Source organism: Cryptosporangium phraense, from assembly GCF_006912135.1.
GTDB classification, from domain to species: Bacteria; Actinomycetota; Actinomycetes; order Mycobacteriales; family Cryptosporangiaceae; genus Cryptosporangium; species Cryptosporangium phraense.
Genome location: NZ_VIRS01000010.1, coordinates 77,729 through 96,264 on the forward strand (window position 1 = coordinate 77,729; position 18,536 = coordinate 96,264).

Annotated in this window: 16 protein-coding genes, 1 tRNA gene and 1 pseudogene; 6 read left to right on the forward strand and 12 right to left on the reverse strand. The window is 72.9% G+C overall.

Annotation, left to right across the window (positions count from 1 at the left end; translation table 11 throughout):
- Window positions 1-16: 16 nt before the first annotated feature.
- Window positions 17-1,258, forward strand: coding sequence for a multidrug effflux MFS transporter (locus tag FL583_RS16025; protein ID WP_170323676.1), 1,242 nt, complete (start codon window positions 17-19; stop codon window positions 1,256-1,258).
- Window positions 1,255-1,671 carry a rhodanese-like domain-containing protein gene (locus FL583_RS16030; protein ID WP_142705453.1) on the forward strand — a complete coding sequence of 139 codons (417 nt, stop codon included), beginning with the start codon at window positions 1,255-1,257 and terminating at the stop codon, window positions 1,669-1,671. The genes FL583_RS16025 and FL583_RS16030 overlap by 4 nt, the downstream gene beginning before the upstream one ends.
- 11 nt (window positions 1,672-1,682) lie before the next feature.
- Here FL583_RS16030 and FL583_RS16035 read toward each other — a convergent pair whose 3' ends face one another.
- From FL583_RS16035 to FL583_RS16055, 5 genes are all read right to left on the reverse strand, one after another.
- Complete coding sequence (locus FL583_RS16035) at window positions 1,683-1,919, reverse strand: hypothetical protein (RefSeq protein WP_142705454.1); 237 nt, start codon at window positions 1,917-1,919, stop codon at window positions 1,683-1,685.
- A gap of 64 nt (window positions 1,920-1,983) precedes the next feature.
- Window positions 1,984-3,780 carry a selenocysteine-specific translation elongation factor gene (gene selB, locus FL583_RS16040; RefSeq protein WP_142705455.1) on the reverse strand — a complete coding sequence of 599 codons (1,797 nt, stop codon included), beginning with the start codon at window positions 3,778-3,780 and terminating at the stop codon, window positions 1,984-1,986.
- A complete protein-coding gene (gene selA / locus FL583_RS16045; RefSeq protein WP_142705456.1) occupies window positions 3,768-5,072 on the reverse strand; it encodes an L-seryl-tRNA(Sec) selenium transferase in 1,305 nt (434 codons plus the stop codon). The genes selB and selA overlap by 13 nt, the downstream gene beginning before the upstream one ends.
- A gap of 77 nt (window positions 5,073-5,149) precedes the next feature.
- A tRNA-Sec gene (locus FL583_RS16050) sits at window positions 5,150-5,242 on the reverse strand.
- An 18-nt stretch (window positions 5,243-5,260) separates the two neighbouring features.
- The gene (locus tag FL583_RS16055) at window positions 5,261-5,941 is read right to left on the reverse strand and encodes an NADPH-dependent F420 reductase (protein WP_142705457.1); all 681 of its coding nucleotides are present in this window, start codon (window positions 5,939-5,941) and stop codon (window positions 5,261-5,263) included.
- Between the two features lie 49 nt (window positions 5,942-5,990).
- On the opposite strand from FL583_RS16055, the gene selD reads away from it, so the two are divergent.
- Window positions 5,991-6,980, forward strand: a complete 990-nt coding sequence (gene selD, locus FL583_RS16060) for a selenide, water dikinase SelD (protein ID WP_142705458.1) — start codon at window positions 5,991-5,993, stop codon at window positions 6,978-6,980.
- On the opposite strand, the gene nrfD is transcribed toward selD, so the two are convergent.
- The 5 genes from nrfD to FL583_RS16085 all read right to left on the reverse strand — a co-directional run bounded on the left by nrfD (window position 6,939) and on the right by FL583_RS16085 (window position 13,730).
- The gene (gene nrfD / locus FL583_RS16065; RefSeq protein WP_205752179.1) at window positions 6,939-7,925 is read right to left on the reverse strand and encodes an NrfD/PsrC family molybdoenzyme membrane anchor subunit; all 987 of its coding nucleotides are present in this window, start codon (window positions 7,923-7,925) and stop codon (window positions 6,939-6,941) included. The genes selD and nrfD overlap by 42 nt on opposite strands.
- A gap of 65 nt (window positions 7,926-7,990) precedes the next feature.
- A complete protein-coding gene (locus FL583_RS16070; RefSeq protein WP_142705460.1) occupies window positions 7,991-8,998 on the reverse strand; it encodes a 4Fe-4S dicluster domain-containing protein in 1,008 nt (335 codons plus the stop codon).
- Entirely contained in the window at window positions 8,995-12,285 is a 3,291-nt protein-coding gene (gene fdh / locus FL583_RS16075; RefSeq protein ID WP_142705461.1) for a formate dehydrogenase, read from the reverse strand. Before fdh ends, FL583_RS16070 begins: the two co-directional genes overlap by 4 nt.
- 84 nt (window positions 12,286-12,369) lie before the next feature.
- Complete coding sequence (locus tag FL583_RS16080; RefSeq protein WP_142705462.1) at window positions 12,370-13,122, reverse strand: SDR family NAD(P)-dependent oxidoreductase; 753 nt, start codon at window positions 13,120-13,122, stop codon at window positions 12,370-12,372.
- Between the two features lie 11 nt (window positions 13,123-13,133).
- A complete protein-coding gene (locus FL583_RS16085; RefSeq protein ID WP_142705463.1) occupies window positions 13,134-13,730 on the reverse strand; it encodes a TetR/AcrR family transcriptional regulator in 597 nt (198 codons plus the stop codon).
- A gap of 106 nt (window positions 13,731-13,836) precedes the next feature.
- Here FL583_RS16085 and FL583_RS16090 point away from each other — a divergent pair, with 106 nt between their 5' ends.
- Complete coding sequence (locus FL583_RS16090) at window positions 13,837-15,450, forward strand: methyl-accepting chemotaxis protein (protein ID WP_142705464.1); 1,614 nt, start codon at window positions 13,837-13,839, stop codon at window positions 15,448-15,450.
- On the opposite strand, the gene FL583_RS16095 is transcribed toward FL583_RS16090, so the two are convergent.
- Entirely contained in the window at window positions 15,451-16,269 is an 819-nt protein-coding gene (locus tag FL583_RS16095; protein WP_142705465.1) for a mycofactocin-coupled SDR family oxidoreductase, read from the reverse strand. It abuts the gene before it with no gap.
- Window positions 16,270-16,382: 113 nt separating this feature from the next.
- Here FL583_RS16095 and FL583_RS16100 point away from each other — a divergent pair, with 113 nt between their 5' ends.
- Entirely contained in the window at window positions 16,383-17,258 is an 876-nt protein-coding gene (locus tag FL583_RS16100; RefSeq protein ID WP_170323678.1) for an SMP-30/gluconolactonase/LRE family protein, read from the forward strand.
- 40 nt (window positions 17,259-17,298) lie between these two features.
- Window positions 17,299-17,991, forward strand: coding sequence for a hypothetical protein (locus FL583_RS16105; RefSeq protein WP_142705466.1), 693 nt, complete (start codon window positions 17,299-17,301; stop codon window positions 17,989-17,991).
- Window positions 17,992-18,189: 198 nt separating this feature from the next.
- On the opposite strand, the pseudogene FL583_RS16110 reads toward FL583_RS16105, so the two are convergent.
- Window positions 18,190-18,525, reverse strand: a pseudogene (locus FL583_RS16110) (TetR/AcrR family transcriptional regulator); the annotation flags it as partial.
- Window positions 18,526-18,536 lie beyond the last annotated feature (11 nt).

Sequence of the window (18,536 nt, forward strand, 5' to 3'; positions counted from 1 at the left end):
CGTAGGGTGGGAGGACGTGACGCGTCGTCCGTGGTTCCCGGCTCTGCTGCTCGTCACGGGCGTCGGCCCGTTCGGCCTCGACACGTATCTGGCCGCGCTGTCGTCGCTGGCCGGATCCCTGCACACCGGCGCGACCGGCGCCCAGCTCACCGTGACGACCTACATCGTCGGGCTGGCCGTCGGGCAACTCGCCGGCGGGCCGGTCAGCGACAGCACCGGCCGGCGTCCGGTGCTGCTCGCCTCGTCGGCCGCTTTCACCGTGCTGTCGCTGGTCTGCGCGGTGCTCTCCAACGCGCCGGTGTTCATCGCGGCCCGGTTCGTCCAGGGGCTCGTCGCCGGGGCCGGGGTGGCCTGCGGACGGGCCGTGCTGAGCGACGGCTTCCGCGGCTCGGCCGGCGACACGAAGTTCGGCACGCTGGCCGCGGTCAACCTCCTGAGCCCGGTGGTCGCGCCGGCGGTCGGCACGCTGTTCCTCGGCGTCGGCGGCTGGCGCGCGGTCTTCGTCTTCATGGGCGTCCTCGGGCTGCTGATGACGCTCGCGATCGCGTTCGGCGTGCCCGAGTCGCTGCCGCCGGCCGAGCGCCACGCGGGCGGCCTGACCGCGACCCTGGTCCGGATGGCCGACCTCGGCCGGGACTTCGGGTTCCTCCGGCACGTGATCATCGCCTGCCTGGCCACCGCGAGCTTCTTCACGTACATCGGTGGCTCGTCCTACGCGCTGCAGACCGTCTACGACCTCGACTCGCGCGGCTACGCCGCCGTCTTCACGGTCAACGCGGTCTTCATGGTCGTCGGCAGCGTCGCGTTCCGGCTGCTGGTCGGGCGCGTCGGTCCGACCCGCCTGCGGACGGCCGGCCTCGTCGTCGGTGTCCTCTCGACGTCCGGGCTGCTGGCCGGCGTGCTCGCTATCCACCAGCACCCCGGGACGCTGGCGCTGCCCTGGGTGTGCCTGAGCGGGGTCACGTTCGCGATGGGGCTGATGATCCCGGCCGCGATGACGCTCGCCCAGACCGCCGGCGACCGGGCCCGCGGAACCGCGTCGGCGCTGCAGGGCGGCGGGATGTTCCTGGTCGGCTCGCTGTCCACGCCGCTGGTCGGCATCCTCGGCTACACCAGCGTCGTCCCGATGGCCGCGGCGATGGCGGTCCTGATGGCCGCGGCCGCGCTGGCTGCGGTGCTGACCCGCTCGGCCGGGTCCCGCGCGGGAGGGGTCCAGCTCGAGACGGCCACGGCGAATCCGACAGAATCGCACTCGTGACCCGAACGCACCTCCATCGCGGCGTCGACCGCCTGCTCGCCGAAGCCCGCGCCGGATCGAATCGGCTGACGCCGGCCGAGGCCCGCGCCGCCCAGGAGCGCGGGGCCCTGCTGGTCGACACGCGCACCGAGACCCAGCGCGCCGAGCAGGGCGAACTGCCGGGCGCGATCGTGATCGACCGGACCGTGCTCGAGTGGCGCCTCGACCCGGCCAGCGGTGTCAACATCCCGGAGGCCGTCGGCTACGACGTCGAAATCGTCGTGGTCTGCCGGCAGGGGTACAGCTCGGGCCTGGCCGCGGCGAGCCTGCGGGCCGTAGGCCTGTGGCGGGCCACCGACATGGTCGGGGGCGTGGAGGCGTGGATCGCCGACGGTCTCCCGGTGCACCAGGGCCCGGCCGACGTCCGCCGCTGACCGCGGCCGCGCTACAGGCTGCGCAGACGCAGGACGAACCAGGTGATCGTGCACATGAAGACGAACGTCGTCGCGCCGGAGACCGCGCCGAGGAGTAACGCCTCGGGGACGTTCGCGGTCGCGGAGTAGGTGTCGGCGGCCTTCGAGCCGCCGAGCACGATCGCGACCGAGTAGAGCAGCGGCGTGCGTTGGTCGAAGATCTCGCGCACGAACTGGGCGACCGTGAGGCGGCCGGAACGAGGAGCCATGTCACTCACGGTAAGCGGGTCTCGGGCGCGCCGGGGTGGTCCGTGAACAACGTCTCGACACGTATCAAATCGTGCTCTCGATGATCTCCCGGCGATCGTCGGGGAGGCGGCGGGTGCGCAGCGTGCGGTCGAGGTGCGCCAGCAGGGGCAGCACCACCCGCCGGCTGGTGCCGAGCGCCTGACGGGCCTGGCTGGTGGTGAACGGCTGGTCGAGACCGGCCAGCACCTCGACGGCCCGGTCGTCGGCGCCGGGAAGCAGGACGACGGTGTCGGCCACCCGGAGGATCGCGCCGGCCCGTTCGGCGGCCGCGAGCTCGCGCGGGCCGAGGCCGAGCTGGGTGAGCCGGCCCGCCTCCGGAGCCCGGAAGGGGACGTCGGTGAGCTCGTCGGCCAGCGCGTCGACGGCCGCGGCGACGGGCCGGGGGAGCGGCGGAGGGGCGTCCCGGTCGACGACCCTACCGTCACGGACGGTGAGCGGAGCGGCGATCAGAGCCAGCACCACGCTGCGGTCCGGGAGCTCGAGCGCGGCCCGGGCCTCGTCGATCGTCGGGCCGGCCTCCAGCGTGCCGGTCGCGCGGTGCTCGGCGAGCTGTTTCCGGAGACGTTCGCGCAGTTCGGCCGCGTGGTCGGCGTCGACCAGCCAGTCACCGGCGCGGAGCGCGCCGGCCGGGGGCATGGCGCCCAGCCCGGCGAGCTCGGCCGCGCGGACGAGCTTGCGCTGCCGGAGCAGGTGCTCGCCGAAGCCGCTGCCGACGGTCGGGCCGAGCTCGGCCAGCTCGGCCGCGCGGGCCGCGGCCGCACCGCGCCGGGCGAGCGCCGGGGGATCCGTGTCGAGCACGGTGACCCGCCCGATCACCCGGTGCGCGCCCGGATCGCGCAGCAACGCGCGGTCGCGGGCGGCCAGCGGCAGCGCCGTCCCGAGCGTCAGCCGTGCGTGTTGGAGTCCGTCCCCGTGGTTCGCGTCGTCCCGGAGGGGGCGGACCCGGACCGGGACGGCGGCCGAGCCGAGGTGGAGGACGAGTTCGGCCGGGGCGTCGCCCAGGTCGTCGCCGTCGACCCGCACGTCGATCAGCGCGGTGGACGTCCACCGGCCCGGCGTCAGCAGCGCGTCGCCCCGGTGGACGTCGTCCTTGTCGACGTTGCGCAGGTTGACGGCCACCCGGGCGACCGCGCTCACCGACTCGTGCGCCACCCCGAGCGCCTGGAGCCCGCGGACGACCGCGCTCCGCCCGTTGAGCGTGAGCTCGTCGCCGACCCGCATCGTGCCCGCGGTGAGCGTGCCGGTCACCACGGTGCCGCTGCCCCGGATCGTGAACGAGCGGTCGACCCAGAGCCGCACCGGCGCGGTCACGTCCGGCTCCGGCAGTCCGCCGACCAGCTCGGCGAGCCGCGCCCGCAGCGAGTCGAGGCCCTCGCCGGTCGCGCCGCTCACCGCGACCGCGGGCAGGCCGGCCAGCGAGGTGCCGCGCAGCCGCGAAGCGACCTCGGCCACGACCGGCGCCGGGGGAGCCAGGTCGCTGCGGGTCACGGCCAGCACCGCGTGCGACACCCCGAGCGCGTCCAGCGCCGCCACGTGCTCCGCGGTCTGCGGCATCCACCCCGAATCCGCCGCCACCACCAGCAGCACGGCCGGGACCGGGCCCACGCCGGCCAGCATGTTCGGCACGAACCGCTCGTGCCCGGGCACGTCGACGAACGCCACGTCGGCGCCGCCGGGCAGCGTCGTCCAGGCGAACCCGAGGTCGATCGTCATGCCCCGGCGCCGTTCCTCGGCCCAGCGGTCCGGCTCCATCCCGGTCAGCGCGCGGACCAGCGTCGACTTCCCGTGGTCGACGTGCCCGGCCGTCGCTAGGACGTGCATCCGTCCTCCGCGACCGCACGGACGGCGGCGAGCAGAGCGTCGTCCGACGAAGGAGGGATGCAGCGCAGGTCGAGCAGGAGAGCACCGCGCTCGACGCGGCCGACCACCGGCGGGTCACCCGCCCGCAGGGCCCCGGCCCAGGCCGCGGGGAGCGCGACCGCGGCCGACGGGAGCACGACGCCGGGCGCGCCCCCGCCGCCGACGACGCCGTCGCTCGGCCCGGCCTCGGCCGGGATCCCGTCGGCGCGCAGCGCGGCGGCCAGCGCCTCCGACCGGGACCGGAGCTCGGCCGGGTCCGCGTGCAGGGCCAGGTGGGTGGGGGTCGACGGGCCGGTCAGCGTGGCCTCCAGCGCGGCGAGCGTGAGCTTGTCGACGCGCAGCGCCCGGGCCAGCGGGTGGCGGCGCAGTCGCTCCACGATCGGTTCGGTGCCGAGCAGCAGGCCGGCCTGCGGGCCGCCGAGCAGCTTGTCGCCGCTCGCGGTCACCAGCGCGGCGCCTTTCCGGAGCGCGGTGGTCGCGTCGGGCTCGGCCGGCAGCAGCGCGTCCGGGGCCAGCAGACCCGACCCGATGTCGACGACGACCGGCACGTCCAGCGAGGCCAGCGCCTCGACGTCCACATCGGCGGTGAAGCCGGTGACCACGAAGTTCGACGGGTGGACCTTGAGCACGAAGCCGGTGTCGGGACCGATCGCGGCCCGGTAGTCGGCCAACGTCGTCCGGTTGGTCGTGCCGACCTCGCGGAGCCGTGCGCCGGTGGATTCCAGCAGGTCGGGCAGGCGGAACCCGTCGCCGATCTCGACCAACTCGCCCCGGCTGACGATGATCTCCCGGCCCGCGGCCAGCGCGGTCGCGGCCAGCACGAGCGCGGCCGCGCCGTTGTTCACCACGTGCACCGCGCCCGCGTCCGGCACGGCCGCGGCGAGCGCGGCCAGGGTGGCGCGCCCGCGCCGCGCCCGCCGTCCGGTCTCGAGGTCCAGTTCGACGTCGGTCGCGCCGGCCGCCGCCCGGAGCGCCTCGACCGCGGCCTCGGACAGGACGGCCCGGCCGAGGTTCGTGTGGAGGACGACGCCGGTCGCGTTGAGGACCGGCCGCAGGGAGGTCGCGCGGTGGGGGAGGCTCGCGGCGGCGGCGGGGACCACGTCCTCGGGGGAGAGGTCGCCGGCCCGGGCCCGGGACTGGGCGTCGACGACGGCGGCTTTGACCCGGTCGCGTCCCAGGCGGGTGACGGCGGGGGCCAGCCGAGGGTCGGCCAGCGCCGCGTCGGTGCGGGGGATGAGGCGGCGAGGGTCCATAGGCGAACTCTAGGCCCAGGAGTGGGGACCGGCCCGCTGACGCGGGCCGCGGTGGGCGCGCACGGAGAACGGGTCGGCGGAGGCGGACGGGAATCGAACCCGCCTGACCGAGATCCTCGGCCACTACGGTTTTGAAGACCGCGGGGGGCACCAGCCACCCGAACGCCTCCCTGCCGACCCCGGGAACGCTACCGGTCCCGGTACCGCACCGCCTCACCGAGCCGCGCCTTCAGCGAATCGACCCCCACCCGCTCACCGGCCCCGTCGAAGTCCTTCGACGGCCCGGCGTACGGCATCACGTACGCTGCGGTGTCCCGCTGGAACCGCCAGCCCTCGGCCAGCGGCCCCGCGTCGTACGCGTCGTACCCGATCGAGTCGAGGAACTCCGTCACCGCGACCTTCGCGCCCGGATTGTCCCCGGCGATCGGCAGCACCGACCGGTCCTCCTCGCCCACCTGCCCGGCCAGGTGCCGGAAGAAGATGTTGTTGAACGCCTTGACCACGTACGACTCGGGCAGATGCGCCTGCAGCAGCTCGCTCGTCGTCGTCGACTCGTCGTCGAGGGCCTCGATCTGACCGTCGCGCTCCGGGTAGTAGTTCATCGTGTCGATGACGACCTTCCCGACCAGCGGCTCGACCGGCACCTCCGGATACCGGCCGAGCGGGATCGTCACGACGACGATGTCACCGACCGCCGCGGCCTGGATCGCGGACGCCGCCCGGGCCCGCGGACCGAGCTCGCGGACCAGCTCGGAGAGCGTCTCCGGCCCGCGACTGTTGCTCAGTACGACGTGGTGACCCGCGCCGACCGCCAGCCGGGCGATGGTGCTGCCGATGTTCCCGCTACCGATGAGTCCGATCGTCGTCATGTCTTCGGCCAACTCGCCGGATCCGGAAACGATTCCCTAGGCTGGAAAAATGACGACCTATCGGTTGACCCAGTACGCGCACGGCGGCGGCTGCGCGTGCAAGATCCCGCCCGGCGAGCTGGAAGACACCGTCAAGGGACTCATCGGAACCCCGGTCGACTCCGACCACGAGCTGCTGGTCGGCCTCGACGACGGTGACGACGCCGCGGTCGTCCGCACTCCGGCCGGCGCGGTCGTCGCGACCGCCGACTTCTTCACCCCGGTCGTCGACGACCCCTACGACTGGGGCCGCATCGCGGCCACGAACGCGCTGTCGGACGTCTACGCGATGGGCGGCCGCCCGGTCGTCGCGGTGAACCTCCTCGGCTGGCCGCGGGACGTGCTGCCGTTCGACCTGGTCCGCGAGGTCCTCCGCGGCGGTCTCGACGTCGGACGCGCGGCCGGCTGCCACGTCGCCGGCGGGCACAGCGTCGACGACCCGGAGCCCAAGTACGGCATGGCGGTCACCGGCCTGATCGACCCCGACCGGATCCTGCGCAACGACGCCGGCGCGCCCGGCGTCCCCCTCACGCTCACCAAACCGCTGGGGATCGGCGTCCTCAACTCCCGCCACAAGCAGACCGGCGACGTCTTCCCGCAGGCCGTCGAGGCCATGACGACGCTGAACGACAAGGCGTCGGAGGCCGCGCTGGAGGCCGGGGCGACCGCCGCCACCGACGTCACCGGGTTCGGGCTGCTCGGCCACCTACACAAACTGGCCCGGGCCAGCGGCGTCACCGCGGAGATCGAGGCCTCGGCGGTGCCGTACCTCGACGGTGCCCGGGACGCGCTGCGCGACGGCTATGTCAGCGGCGGCACCCGGCGCAACCTCGACTGGGTCCGCCCGCACCTGGAGTCCGGTCTGTCCGAGGACGAGCTGCTCCTGCTCGCCGACGCCCAGACCTCCGGCGGCCTGCTGGTGGCCGGTGAGCTGCCCGGCTACCCGGTCGTCGGCCGGCTAGTGCCCGCCGAGGCCGGCGTCACCGTGCGCGTCCGGTGAGGTCTTCGGCCCGAGCCCCTCACCGGGGCTGACGGGGCGGCGCTCCCGCTCGGCCAGCTGCTGCCGCTGCGGGCCGACGACGTACTTCGGGTCTTCGGTGGACACCACGCCGGCATGGAAGACGCCGAGCCGCTGCGCGAGGCTGCCGGCCAGCAGCGCGGCCCCCGACAGCACGGCCGCGGTGCGGGAGCGGCGCGCGAAGAGCGCGGCCCCGACCGCGCCGCCGATCGTCAGGGCCCGGGCCGCGGTGAAGAACTTCTTCGGCGTCGGCTCCTCGATCGCCCCGCGCACCAGCCCGAGCCGGCCCTCCATGCGCTGCGACGCGGCCAGTTCCAGCCCGGCGCCGAGCACGGCCAGCCTCCGCGCCGGACCGGCCTGGTCGCGCGGCGCGACGATCAGGCCGAGACCCGCGCCGCTGGCGGCCGCGCTGCCGACGAAGACGAACGGCAGCTCGTCCTTGGCGGTGTTCCAGAACGGCACCGCGGTGTGCGAGATCAGCACGGCCGTGTACGAGGCCACCGCGGGCGCGACCGCCGCCGCGGCCACCCCGGCCGCCGACCCCAGCCCGCGCACGACCCGCCAGCGCTCCGGCACGAACTCGGTGGCCGCCGCCGCGCCCAGCGCGCCACCGAACACCGAGAGCGCCCACGTGCCCATGCTCATCGGCGACGTCGGCTTGGCCACCCGCAGCATGTGGTGGAACCGGTCCGGACGGCCCAGATCGACGATCAGGTAGTACGTGCCGCCGATCAGCGCGGCCAGACCGCCGAGCCGCCCGCCGCGGCGCAGCGCCGGGCGGCCGGTGAGGTCACCCCCGGCGGCCAGCAGCGCCGACCCGGCCGACAGCCCGCCGAGGAAGAAGTAGTAGGCGATGTCCTCTTTCCACACCGGCGGCTTGAGCACCGGCCGGCCGTAGTACGACGTGAAGTCGGCCCGCGGAACCATCGACTGTTCCCGCCCGCCGTCGGCCCCCCGCCCGCCTCCACGGCGCCGCCGGCCGTCGGGCGCGCTCATCGGCGTCCGCCCAGGAACGACGCGGCCGCGCCGGCCACCAGCGCGAGCCCGGCCAGCCCGGCCGCCTTCCACATCCGGCCCGCGTCCCGGGTCGGCACGTGCGGGTCCGGCGGCAGGCCGTACACCTCGGGCTCGTCGAGCAGCAGGAAGAACGCGCCGTCGCCGCCGACCCCGTCGTCGGGGTTCTCGCCGTACAACCGCGCTTCGCTGACGCCGTCGGAGTGCAGTTTCTCCACCCGCTCGGCCGCGCGGGCTCGCAATTCGTCCAGATCACCGAACTGGATCGAGTCGGTCGGGCAGGCCTTCGCACAGGCGGGCTCCTGCCCGTCGCGCAGGCGGTCGTAGCAGAGCGTGCACTTCCAGGCCCGGCCGTCGTCCTCGCGGCGGTCGATGACCCCGTAGGGGCAGGCGGAGACGCAGTAGCCGCAGCCGTTGCAGATGTCCTGCTGGACGACGACCGTGCCGAACTCGGTGCGGAACAGCGCGCCGGTCGGGCAGACGTCGAGGCAGCCGGCGTGGGTGCAGTGCTTGCAGACGTCCGACGCCATCAGCCAGCGGAAGTCCTGACGAGTCTCGGCCCCGGACCCCGCCCCGGGCAGCTGCGTCGACGGCATCCCGAGGTCCACCGGAGCGGTGCCCAGCTCGGCCCCGGCCGACGGCAGGTCGGAGAGGTTCCCGGCCACCGCGGCGGCGATCGCGTCCGCGGCCGGGGGACCGGTGGGCCGGTGCGCCATCCCGGAGTCGTGGGCGTGCAGCACGCGGTCCTGCTCGATGAACGCGACGTGCCGCCAGGAGTTCGCGCCGAGGTTCCCGGTGTTGTCGAACGACATCCCGAGCAGGTTGAACCCGTCGTCGGGGACCCCGTTCCACTCCTTGCAGGCGACCTCGCAGGCCTTGCAGCCGATGCAGACCGACGTGTCGGTGAAGAAGCCCTTGCGGGCCGGCGGCTCGGCGTAACCGGCGTCGGCGGCCGGGCTCTCCAGCGGACCGTAGAAGCTGTTCACTCGTCGCCTTCCACGTGCGCCGGGCCGCCCGTCTGCACGTGGGTGCCGGTCTCGGTGGTGATGCCTGCCCGGTCACGGTAGTCCTGCACGTAGGTCAGCAACGCCGGCCCGCGCGGACGCCGTCCGGGCCGGACGTCGCAGGTGGCCACCTTGGACTCCTGGATCAGCACGTTCGGGTCGAGCGCCACGCCGAACAGGTCGTTCGCGACGTCGCCGGTCACCAGCCCGGTCGCCCCCCAGTGATAGGGCAGCCAGACCTGGTGCACGGTCCGGTTCATCACCCGCAGCGGCGTCATCCGGTCGGTGACCATCACCCGCGCCTCGATCGCCGTGCGCGCGGTGACGATCGTCGCCCAGCCCAGGTGCTCGAGCCCGCGCAGGCGGGCCAGCTCGGGGGAGACCTCGAGCGTCAGCGCCGGCTGTAGCTCCGAGAGGTAGGGCAGCGTGCGGCTCATCCCGCCCGCCGTGTGGTGCTCGGTCAGCCGCGAGGTCGTGAGCACGAACGGGAACACCTCGGAGTGCTGCTCCGGCGGCGACGGGTCGGACAGGTTGTCGGACCGGCCGTACACCTTCCGGGTCGGGTTCCCGGCCTGCTTGTACAGCGCGTTCGGGAACGGCGACTCGTGCGGCTCGTAGTGCGTCGGCAGCGGCCCGTCCTGCAGCCCGCTCGGCGCGAACAGCCAGCCCTTCCCGTCGGCCTGCATGATGAACGGGTCGTCGCCGCGGAGCGCGGCGACGCCGGTCGCGTCCGGGTCGGGGACGTACGACGGCGGCTTGGTCTTCTCGAAGTCGGGGACGTCCCTACCGGTCCATTCGCCCTTCTCCTCGTCCCACCAGACGTACTTCTTGCGCTCGCTCCACGGCCGGCCCTGCGGGTCGGCGGACGCGCGGTTGTAGAGGATGCGCCGGTTGTACGGCCAGGCCCAGCCCCACTCGGCCGCGGTCTCGTCCTGCTCGCCGCGGGGCTTGCGGCGGTCGGCCTGGTTGACGCCGTCGGCGAAGACGCCCGAGTAGATCCAGCAGCCGCAGGCGGTCGACCCGTCGGCCTTGAGCTGCATGTAGCCCGGCAGCAGCTCGCCGGTCGTCAGGTCGTAGCCGTTGATCGCCTTGAGCACCGACGCGCCGTCGGGCTCGTCGCCTCGCTCGGGGTCGGGGGTGAAGCCGTAGCTCCAGTCCAGGTCCTGGATCGGCCGGTCGCGCGGGTCGGTCGAACCGGCCAGCGCGGCCTTGAGGCGGCGGCCCAGGTGGTAGAAGAACCAGAGCTCGGACCGCTGGTCGCCCTTCGGCTCGGTCGCCTTCTCGCGCCACTGAAGCATCCGCTGGGTCTGGGTGAACGTGCCCTCCTTCTCGGTGTGCGCGGCGGCCGGGAAGAAGAACACCTCGGTCTTGCACTGCTCCGGGACGATCTCGCCGGTCTCGATCTCGGGCGAGTCCTTCCAGAACGTGGCGCTCTCGATCATCGCCAGGTCGCGGACGACCAGCCAGTCGAGGTTGGCCATCCCCAGCCGCTGGAGCTTGCCGTGCGCCGACCCGACGGCCGGGTTCTGGCCGAGCAGGAAGTAGCCGCTGACCTTGCCGTCGACCATGTCCATGACCGTGCGGTAGGTGCCGTGGTCGCCGGTCAGCCGGGGCAGGTAGTCGTAGCAGAAGTCGTTGTCTTTCGTGGCTTTCGAGCCCCAGTACTCCTTCAGCAGCGACACCGTGTACGCGTCGGCGTTGGCCCAGAAACCCTTCTGCTTGTCGCCGACGATGCCGTCGATGTAGCTCTTCAGGTCCTTGTGCGTCGACGCGCTGGGCATCGGCAGGTACCCGGGCAGCAGGTTGAACAGCGTCGGGATGTCGGTGGAGCCTTGGATGCTGGCGTGACCGCGCATCGCCATGATGCCGCCGCCGGGCCGGCCCATGTTGCCGAGCAGCAGCTGGATGATCGCCGCGGTGCGGATGAACTGCACGCCGGTCGTGTGCTGGGTCCAGCCCACCGCGTAGACGACCGCCGACGTCCGCTCGCGACCGGAGTTGGCCGTCCAGGCCTCGCAGACCTGGAGGAAGTCCTCGGGCGCGACCCCGCACACCTCCTGGACCATCTCCGGCGTGTACCGGGCGAAGTGCCGCTTGAGGATCTGGAACACGCAATTCGGGTCCTGCAGCGTCGGGTCGGTCGGCGGGTGCGTCGGCCCGTGCAGCGGGGGACCGCCGGACTCGTGCTGCAGCCCGGTGGCCTGCTCCTTGGCCTCGGAGCTGCTCTGCCCCTCGGCCTCGGTGTCCTTCTCGGCGCCCCGGTACTGCCAGGACGTCTGGTCGTAGCTGGCCGTCTCCGGGTCGTAGCCGCTGAACAGGCCGTCGAGCTCGTCGGTGTCCTGGAACTGGTCGCTGACCAGCGTCGCCGCGTTCGTGTAGGCGCAGACGTACTCGCGGAAGTCCTTGTCGTTGCTGAGGATGTAGTTGACCACGCCGCCCAGGAAGACGACGTCGCTACCGGCCCGCAGCGAGACGTACTGGTGCGCCAGTGCGCTCGTCCGGGTGAACCGCGGGTCGACGTGGATGATCCGCGCGCCCCGGTTCTTGGCCTCGATCACCCACTGGAAGCCCACCGGGTGGGCCTCGGCCATGTTCGAGCCCATGATGACGATGCAGTCGGCGTTGGCCAGGTCCTGCTGCGTGTTGGTCGCGCCGCCGCGCCCGAACGAGGTCCCCAGACCGGGGACCGTGGCGGAGTGTCAAATACGGGCCTGGTTCTCGATCTGGATCGCGCCGGCCGCCGTGAACAGCTTCTTGATCAGGTAGTTCTCTTCGTTGTCGAGCGTGGCCCCGCCCAGGCTGGCCAGCCCCAGCGTCCTCCGGACGACGTTGCCGTGCTCGTCGGTGTCTTGCCAGCCGCGCTTCCGGGCGTCCAGGAACCGGTCGGTGACCATGTCCATGGCCTTCTCGAGCTCGAGCTCGGTCCACTCGGTCGCGTACGGCGCCCGGTAGAGGACCTTCTGCTCGCGCTGCGGCCCGGTGACCAGCTGCTTGCTGGCCGAACCCTTGGGGCACAGGCGCCCGCGGCTGTGCGGCGAGTCGGGGTTGCCCTCGATCTGCACGACCTCGTCGTCGGTGACGTACACGTTCTGCGCGCAGCCGACCGCGCAGTACGGGCAGACCGAGTGCGCGACCCGGTCGGCTTCCGCGGTGCGCGGGACGAGGGACTTCGAGCGGGGCGACTGCGTCGCGGCTCCGCGGCCCAGCGGGTCGGTACCGGTCAGCTGCCGGTAGACCGGCCAGCTCTCGATCCAGGTACGCACGCCCACGGCGTCCAGAATGCCACTGGTTGGCCGACTCAAACACTCGGGGTCCGGTCTTTCTCGGGCGGCTGTTTGTCAGGCGGCTGTTTGTCAGGCGGCGGCGCCGCCGTCGACCACCAGGTCGGTGCCGACCGCGTACCCGCTCTCGGCCGAGGCCAGGTAGAGGACCGCGGAGGCGATCTCGTCCAGGCCGCCGACCCGGCCGATCGGCGAGTGCGCGCGCAACCGGGCGTCGCGGTCGGACGGTCCCTCCCCGGGCCGCAGCGACATCGCGGTGTCGGCCGGCCCCGGGCTGACCGCGTTGATCCGGATTCCCTCCCGGATGTGGTCCAGCGCCGCCGCCCTGGTCAGCGCGCTGACCGCGGCCTTGGAGGCCGCGTACGCGCCCAGTCCGGCCATCCGCCGGTGCGCGCCGAGGTTCGACGCCACGTTGACGATGGTGCCGCCCGTGCGGCCTGGACCGCGCATCGCCGCGATCTCGTACTGCATCGAGACGAGGACGCCGGTCAGGTTGACGTCGAGCAGCCGCTGCCACTCGGCCCGGTCGACGTCGCCGACGGGACCGGCCGCCCCGATCGTGCCCGCGCTGTTCACGGCCGTGTCGAGCCGTCCGTACTCGTCGGCGATGCGGGCGAACAGCGCGTCCATCGCGTCCGGATCGGTGACGTCGGCCGGAACCGCGAGAGCGGGACCGTCGATCAGGGCGACGGTCTCCCGCAGCCCGGCGGACGACCGGCCGGTCACGACGACGGACGCACCCTCGTGGGCCAGGGCGACCGCGACGGCGCGGCCGATGCCGCTGCCTCCACCGGTCACCAGCGCGACACGGTCGGCAAAGCGCATCCGGACTCCATTCAAGATCGATCGTTCCCGAAACTGAGCAAAGTGAGGATCTGGTCGACCGCGTCGGCGAGCCGCTCGGGCTCGGTCGCGGCCCGGCCGGCGACGCGCAGGCCCTGCAGGAAGACCAGCAGGCAGCGGGCCAGCGCGACCGGGTCGCGCCCGGGCAGCTCGTCTTGGGCCGCGGCGCGGGTCAGCGCGGCCGCGAGCACGGCCTCGAGGTGGTCCCAACTGGCCTGGACCCGCCGGGTGGCGGCCTCGTCGTGCGGCGCGAGCTCGACCGCGGTGTTCACCACGAAGCAGCCCCGGCCGGCGTCGGGACCGGCCGCTTCGGCGGCGTACCGCCGGACCAGCGCGCGGACCGCGGGCAGGACCGGGCCGGGCCGGGACAGCTCGGCCAGCACGACCGGGTCGGTCAGCCCGCGGTACCGGTCGAGCGCGGCCAGGTAGAGCGCGTGCTTGCCGCCGAACGTCGCGTACAGGCTGGCCCGGGCGACGCCGAGGCGCTCGACCAGGTCGGCCATCGAGGTGGCCTCGTAGCCGCGCTCCCAGAACAGCATCAGCGCCGCGTCCAGCGCGGTGTCGGGGTCGAACTCCTTGGCTCTGGCCATGGTGGCAATTTAGCAGAACGATCGATCTAGAATTGGCGTTTCCACTTGGACTTCGAGGGCGGGTGCCGATCCGACAGAAAACTGCCTCACCGGGAGGGCTGGCGCGATGTCCGAGGCCACGGGGACCGCACGACGACGTCTCTTCGCCGACCTGCCGGTGTCCCGGAAGATGCTGCTCGTCGTCTCGGTGGTGTGCGTGCTGCTGCTGGTCGTCGGCGTGGTCGGCCTGTTGCGGCTGCGCGACACCCAGGACCGGCTCGAGGGCATGTACCGCGACTCGCTGCAGGCCGTGTTCGACCTCGGTTCGGTCGACGCCGACGTCCGGGAGTCCCGGATCCAGCTGCTCAACATGCTTATCGCGTCGGACGCCGCCGGTATCACGAAGGCGCGGACCGCGATGGCGGCCGCGGACGCCGATCTGGACCGGAACTGGCAGGCCTACATCGCGACCGACATGACCGGCCGGGAGCGGGCGCGCGACGCGTTCGCGGCCGCGCTGACGTCGTTCCGGCAGCTCCGGAACACCGAGCTGGTGCCGCTCGCGCTGGCCAACCGGGACGACCAGTTCATCGCCGTCCGCGAAGCCAAGGCGACGCCGCTGACGACCGCGATGCAGTCCGCGCTCGGCGACCTGCGCCGCATCGAGGACGCCGCCGCGGTGTCGTCGATGAAGACGGCCCAGAGCGCCTACACGGCGGCCCGGATGCTGATCATCGGGCTGATCGTGCTCGGGATCCTGGCCGGCACCGCGCTGGCGATGCTCGTCGGCCGGTCGATCGCGCGCGCTCTCGGGCGGACGGTCGCGGTGCTCGAAGGCATGGCCCAGGGGCGGCTCGACCAGCGCGTCGAGGTGACCAGCCGGGACGAGGTCGGACGGATGAGCGTCGCGCTCAACGTCGCCACCGACCGGCTGGCCGCGGTGCTGCGTGACGTCGACGGAAACGTCGCCGCGCTGGTCGGCGCGTCCGACGAGCTCACGACCACCGCCACCCAGCTGCGCGGCAACGCCGACGAGTCGGCTGCCCGGGCCGAGTCGGCGTCCTCGGCGTCGGAGACGATCACCCAGAACATCCTCACGGTGGCCAGCGGCTCGGACGAGATCGGCGCGTCGATCGCCGAGATCGCCCGCAACACCAGCGAGGCCGCGTCGGTGGCCTCCTCGGCCGTGCAGTCCACCGCGCACACGGAGTCGGTGCTGCGTCAGCTCGGGGAGTCGTCCGAGGAGATCAACACGGTCGTCCGGCAGATCACCGCGATCGCCGAGCAGACGAACCTGCTGGCGCTGAACGCGACGATCGAGGCGGCCCGGGCCGGGGAGAGCGGCAAGGGGTTCGCGGTCGTCGCGAACGAGGTGAAGGACCTGGCCCAGGAGACCGCGCGGGCGACCGAGGACATCGCCGGGCGGGTGGCGGCGATCCAGCGCGACTCGACCGCGGCCGTCTCGGCGATCGGCGAGATCACCGACGTCATCAACCGGATCAACGACGCGCAGAGCACGATCGCGGCCGCGGTCGAGGAGCAGTCGGCGACGACGACCGAGATGAGCCGGAACGTGAACGAGGTCGCGACCCGGTCGCGCGACATCAGCGACAACGTGTCGGGGGTCGCCGACATCGCCGCGCAGACCACCCGCGGGGCCGCCACGGCCGCCGACACCGCGACCCGGTTGACCGGGATCGCGTCGGCGGTCCGCAGCAGCCTGGCGAGCCTGCAGTACTAGCTACTTGGCGTTGAATCCCGCATCGACGGGCAGGGTGACGCCGGTGACGTAGCGGGCCTCGTCGCTGACCAGCCAGGCGATCGCGTTGCTGACGTCGATCGCCTCGACCATCGGCACCGGCATCAGGTTGCTGACCGCGTCGTTCATCGCGGTCGGGTCCGCGAACATCGCGGCCATCACGTCGTTGACGATCATCGGGGTGTTGACGCCGGTCGGGTGGATCGAGTTGACCCGGATGCCCAGCGGGCCGAGCCAGTTGGTGAACGTCCGCATGAGCCCGACGACCCCGTGCTTGGCGGCGGCGTAGGCCGAGCCGCCCGGGTCGCCGTTGCCGCCGGTGCCCTTGAGGCCCTGGGTGGAGCTGGTCAGCACGACCGACCCGGCGCCCTTCTCGATCAGGCTCGGCACCGCGGCGGTCACCGTGTTCCAGACGCCGACGAGGTTGATGTCGATGACGTCGCGGAACGTCTGCTCGTCGGTGGCCCCGGTCTCGCCGAAGGCGGCGATGCCGGCGTTCGCGATGATGATGTCGATCGGCCCGAGCTGCGCCTGCCCGTCGGCCACGGCCGTCGTGAGCGCGCCGAGGTCACGGACGTCGGCCCGGACCGCGTGGATCCGCCGGTCGAGGGCCTCGACCTGGGCGACGGTCTCCCGCAGGTCGTCCGGGGTCGCCATCGGGTAGGCGACGGTGTCGAGCTGAGCGCACAGATCGACGGCGATGATGTCGGCGCCTTCGCGGGCCAGCCGGACGGCGTGGCTGCGGCCCTGGCCGCGAGCGGCGCCGGTGATGAAGGCGACTTTGCCCTCGAGTGTTCCCATGGGGGTGCTCTCCTCAGTTTCGGCCCGGCCGGTCGTGGCGGCTACCGGAGCATTGGACCAGGTGCCGCCGGGAATTGGTCGACATCGAGCTGAGCGTCAGCTTTCATCATCGGATGACCACGGTGGACGAGTTGATCGCGCCCGGCGCCGAGCTGGAGCAGGTCTGGACCGGCGGCAGCTGGGGCGAGGGCCCGGTCTGGCTGCCCGAGACCCAGAGCGTGCGGTGGAGCGAGATCCACGGCAACACGATCTACGAGTACGACTCCCGGTCCGGGCGCACCCACGTCCACCGGGCGAACGTCGAGTTCACCAACGGACGGACGCTCGACCGGGCCGGACGGGTTCTCCAGTGCTCGCACGGGCGTCGCGCCGTCGAGATGGAGATCGACGGAGAGCCGACGACGCTCGTCGACCACTGGGGCGAGCACCGCCTCAACTCGCCCAACGACATCGTCGTGGCCTCCGACGGGGCGATCTGGTTCACCGACCCGCCCTACGGGATCACCGAGCCCGACGAGGGCCATCCGGGCACGATGGAGTACGGCGGGTGCTGGGTCTTCCGTTACCGGCCCGACTCCGGCGTCCTCGAGCCCGCGATCACCGATCTGCAGCGCCCCAACGGGCTGGCGTTCTCGCCGGACGAGAGCCTGCTGTACGTGTCCGACACGGTGGACACGGCGCGCGGACTGATCCGGGTCTACGACGTGTCCGACGGAACGGCGAGCAACGGGCGCGATTTCGCCACCGTGCTGCCGGGCTGCTCCGACGGCTTCCGCGTCGACGTGGCCGGCCGGATCTGGACGTCGAGCCTGGACGCGGTGCAGGTGCTCTCGCCCGGGGGCCGGCTCCTGGGCCGGATCCCGGTGCCGGAGAAGGTCTCGAACGTGTGCTTCGGCGGCCCGGACGGCACCGATCTGTACATCACCGCGTCCACCAGCCTGTACCGGATCCGGACGCTCACGACCGGCGCCACCTGGGTCCGGAGCTAGCTCTCGGAAATACGGGTGACTGCGTTGCGACGATGAGGCCATGGACGCGGAAGAGGTGGTGGCCTGGGCGCCCGGTCTGCGGGTGCTGGCCGAGGCGGGCCCGGCGGCCTGGATCGAGACGACGCTCGCCGCCGCTCCGCCCGGCACGGTCGCGGCGATGGTGCCGTCGGTCTTCGCCGCCTACGCCCGGGTGTTGCCGCCGACCTACGCCCCGGACGACGAGGCCCGCCACCGGTGGTCCGAGATCGCGGCGAGCCGGGGCGTCACGCTCGGGGAAGACGTCCGCTTCGACGACCTGGTGGCCGGAGACGGCCGGTGGGGCCGTCCCTCGGACGGCGGACTGGACGCCCGGGAGACCGCCCTGCTCAGCGATGTGCTCGCACGCTTCACGGACACTCCGGAGGAAGCGTTCTTCTGCCTGTGGGAGGGCTTCGGGCTGGACGAGACCGAAGCCTGGAAGGACCGCTCGACCCGGGTGCGCGCGCCCCACCGCAACTATCACCTGCTCAGCGGCCCGGTGTCGGCCGCGGCCTCGCTGCCCGACCCGATCGAGTGGCGGTGCGCGAGCCTCTGGTGGCCGGCCGATCGCTCCTGGCTGGTCGCGACCGACATCGACGGCTATCTCACTTACGTCGGGGGCCCTGGCGCCGCGATCGAGGCGCTGGTCGAGCACGAGGACCTCGACGTAGTTCCCGTGCACGAGTGGACGCCGCTGGACCCCAGCTACGGCTGACGGTCCACGCCAGCACTCCGGAGGCGCTCGCCGATGCGCGCGGACGGGAGTCATCGGGAAACTGCGTGCTCGATCATCGCGACCGTCGTGGTCGGCTCGGCGACGTCGACGACCAAGCGGGCGTAGCGCTCGTCGGCGAGCTCGATGACGACGGCGCAGGCACCGTCGCGGACGTTCCAGAAGACGCGCTCACCGTCCTGCCTGATCCAGCGCCCGCCAGGCCTCGGCCACCAGGGCCGCCCCCTCGGTGTCGACGGGGGCCCGCTCGACCGCCGCCAGCAGCAGCAGATCGAGCGCCGGATCGTCGGCGGTGTCTTCCCCGGCGGCGAGCCGCTCGGCCAGCGCCGGGACCTGGTGCTCGAAGTGCCAGCGGAGCGCGGCGAGGTACAGCCCGCGCTTGCTGCCGAACGTCTTGTACAGGCCGTTGCGGTGCACCCCCAGCTGCTGAATGAGGTCGTCGACGGACACCCCGTCGTAGACCCGATCGGCGAACAGTGCCGCGGCCGCCGACCGCGCGGATTCTGTCGGGGGTATCCGTCAGGATG

What these genes read in the sequence shown, in the direction of transcription:
- selB (WP_142705455.1), bottom strand. Translation starts at nt 3,780, where the DNA reads ATGCACGTCCTAGCGACGGCCGGGCACGTCGACCACGGGAAGTCGACG.
- FL583_RS16105 (WP_142705466.1), top strand. Translation starts at nt 17,299, where the DNA reads ATGGACGCGGAAGAGGTGGTGGCCTGGGCGCCCGGTCTGCGGGTGCTG.
- selD (WP_142705458.1), top strand. Translation starts at nt 5,991, where the DNA reads ATGACGACCTATCGGTTGACCCAGTACGCGCACGGCGGCGGCTGCGCG.
- FL583_RS16095 (WP_142705465.1), bottom strand. Translation starts at nt 16,269, where the DNA reads ATGGGAACACTCGAGGGCAAAGTCGCCTTCATCACCGGCGCCGCTCGC.
- FL583_RS16080 (WP_142705462.1), bottom strand. Translation starts at nt 13,122, where the DNA reads ATGCGCTTTGCCGACCGTGTCGCGCTGGTGACCGGTGGAGGCAGCGGC.
- nrfD (WP_205752179.1), bottom strand. Translation starts at nt 7,925, where the DNA reads ATGGTTCCGCGGGCCGACTTCACGTCGTACTACGGCCGGCCGGTGCTC.
- FL583_RS16035 (WP_142705454.1), bottom strand. Translation starts at nt 1,919, where the DNA reads ATGGCTCCTCGTTCCGGCCGCCTCACGGTCGCCCAGTTCGTGCGCGAG.
- FL583_RS16090 (WP_142705464.1), top strand. Translation starts at nt 13,837, where the DNA reads ATGTCCGAGGCCACGGGGACCGCACGACGACGTCTCTTCGCCGACCTG.
- FL583_RS16055 (WP_142705457.1), bottom strand. Translation starts at nt 5,941, where the DNA reads ATGACGACGATCGGACTCATCGGTAGCGGGAACATCGGCAGCACCATC.
- FL583_RS16085 (WP_142705463.1), bottom strand. Translation starts at nt 13,730, where the DNA reads ATGGCCAGAGCCAAGGAGTTCGACCCCGACACCGCGCTGGACGCGGCG.
- FL583_RS16100 (WP_170323678.1), top strand. Translation starts at nt 16,383, where the DNA reads ATGACCACGGTGGACGAGTTGATCGCGCCCGGCGCCGAGCTGGAGCAG.
- selA (WP_142705456.1), bottom strand. Translation starts at nt 5,072, where the DNA reads ATGGACCCTCGCCGCCTCATCCCCCGCACCGACGCGGCGCTGGCCGAC.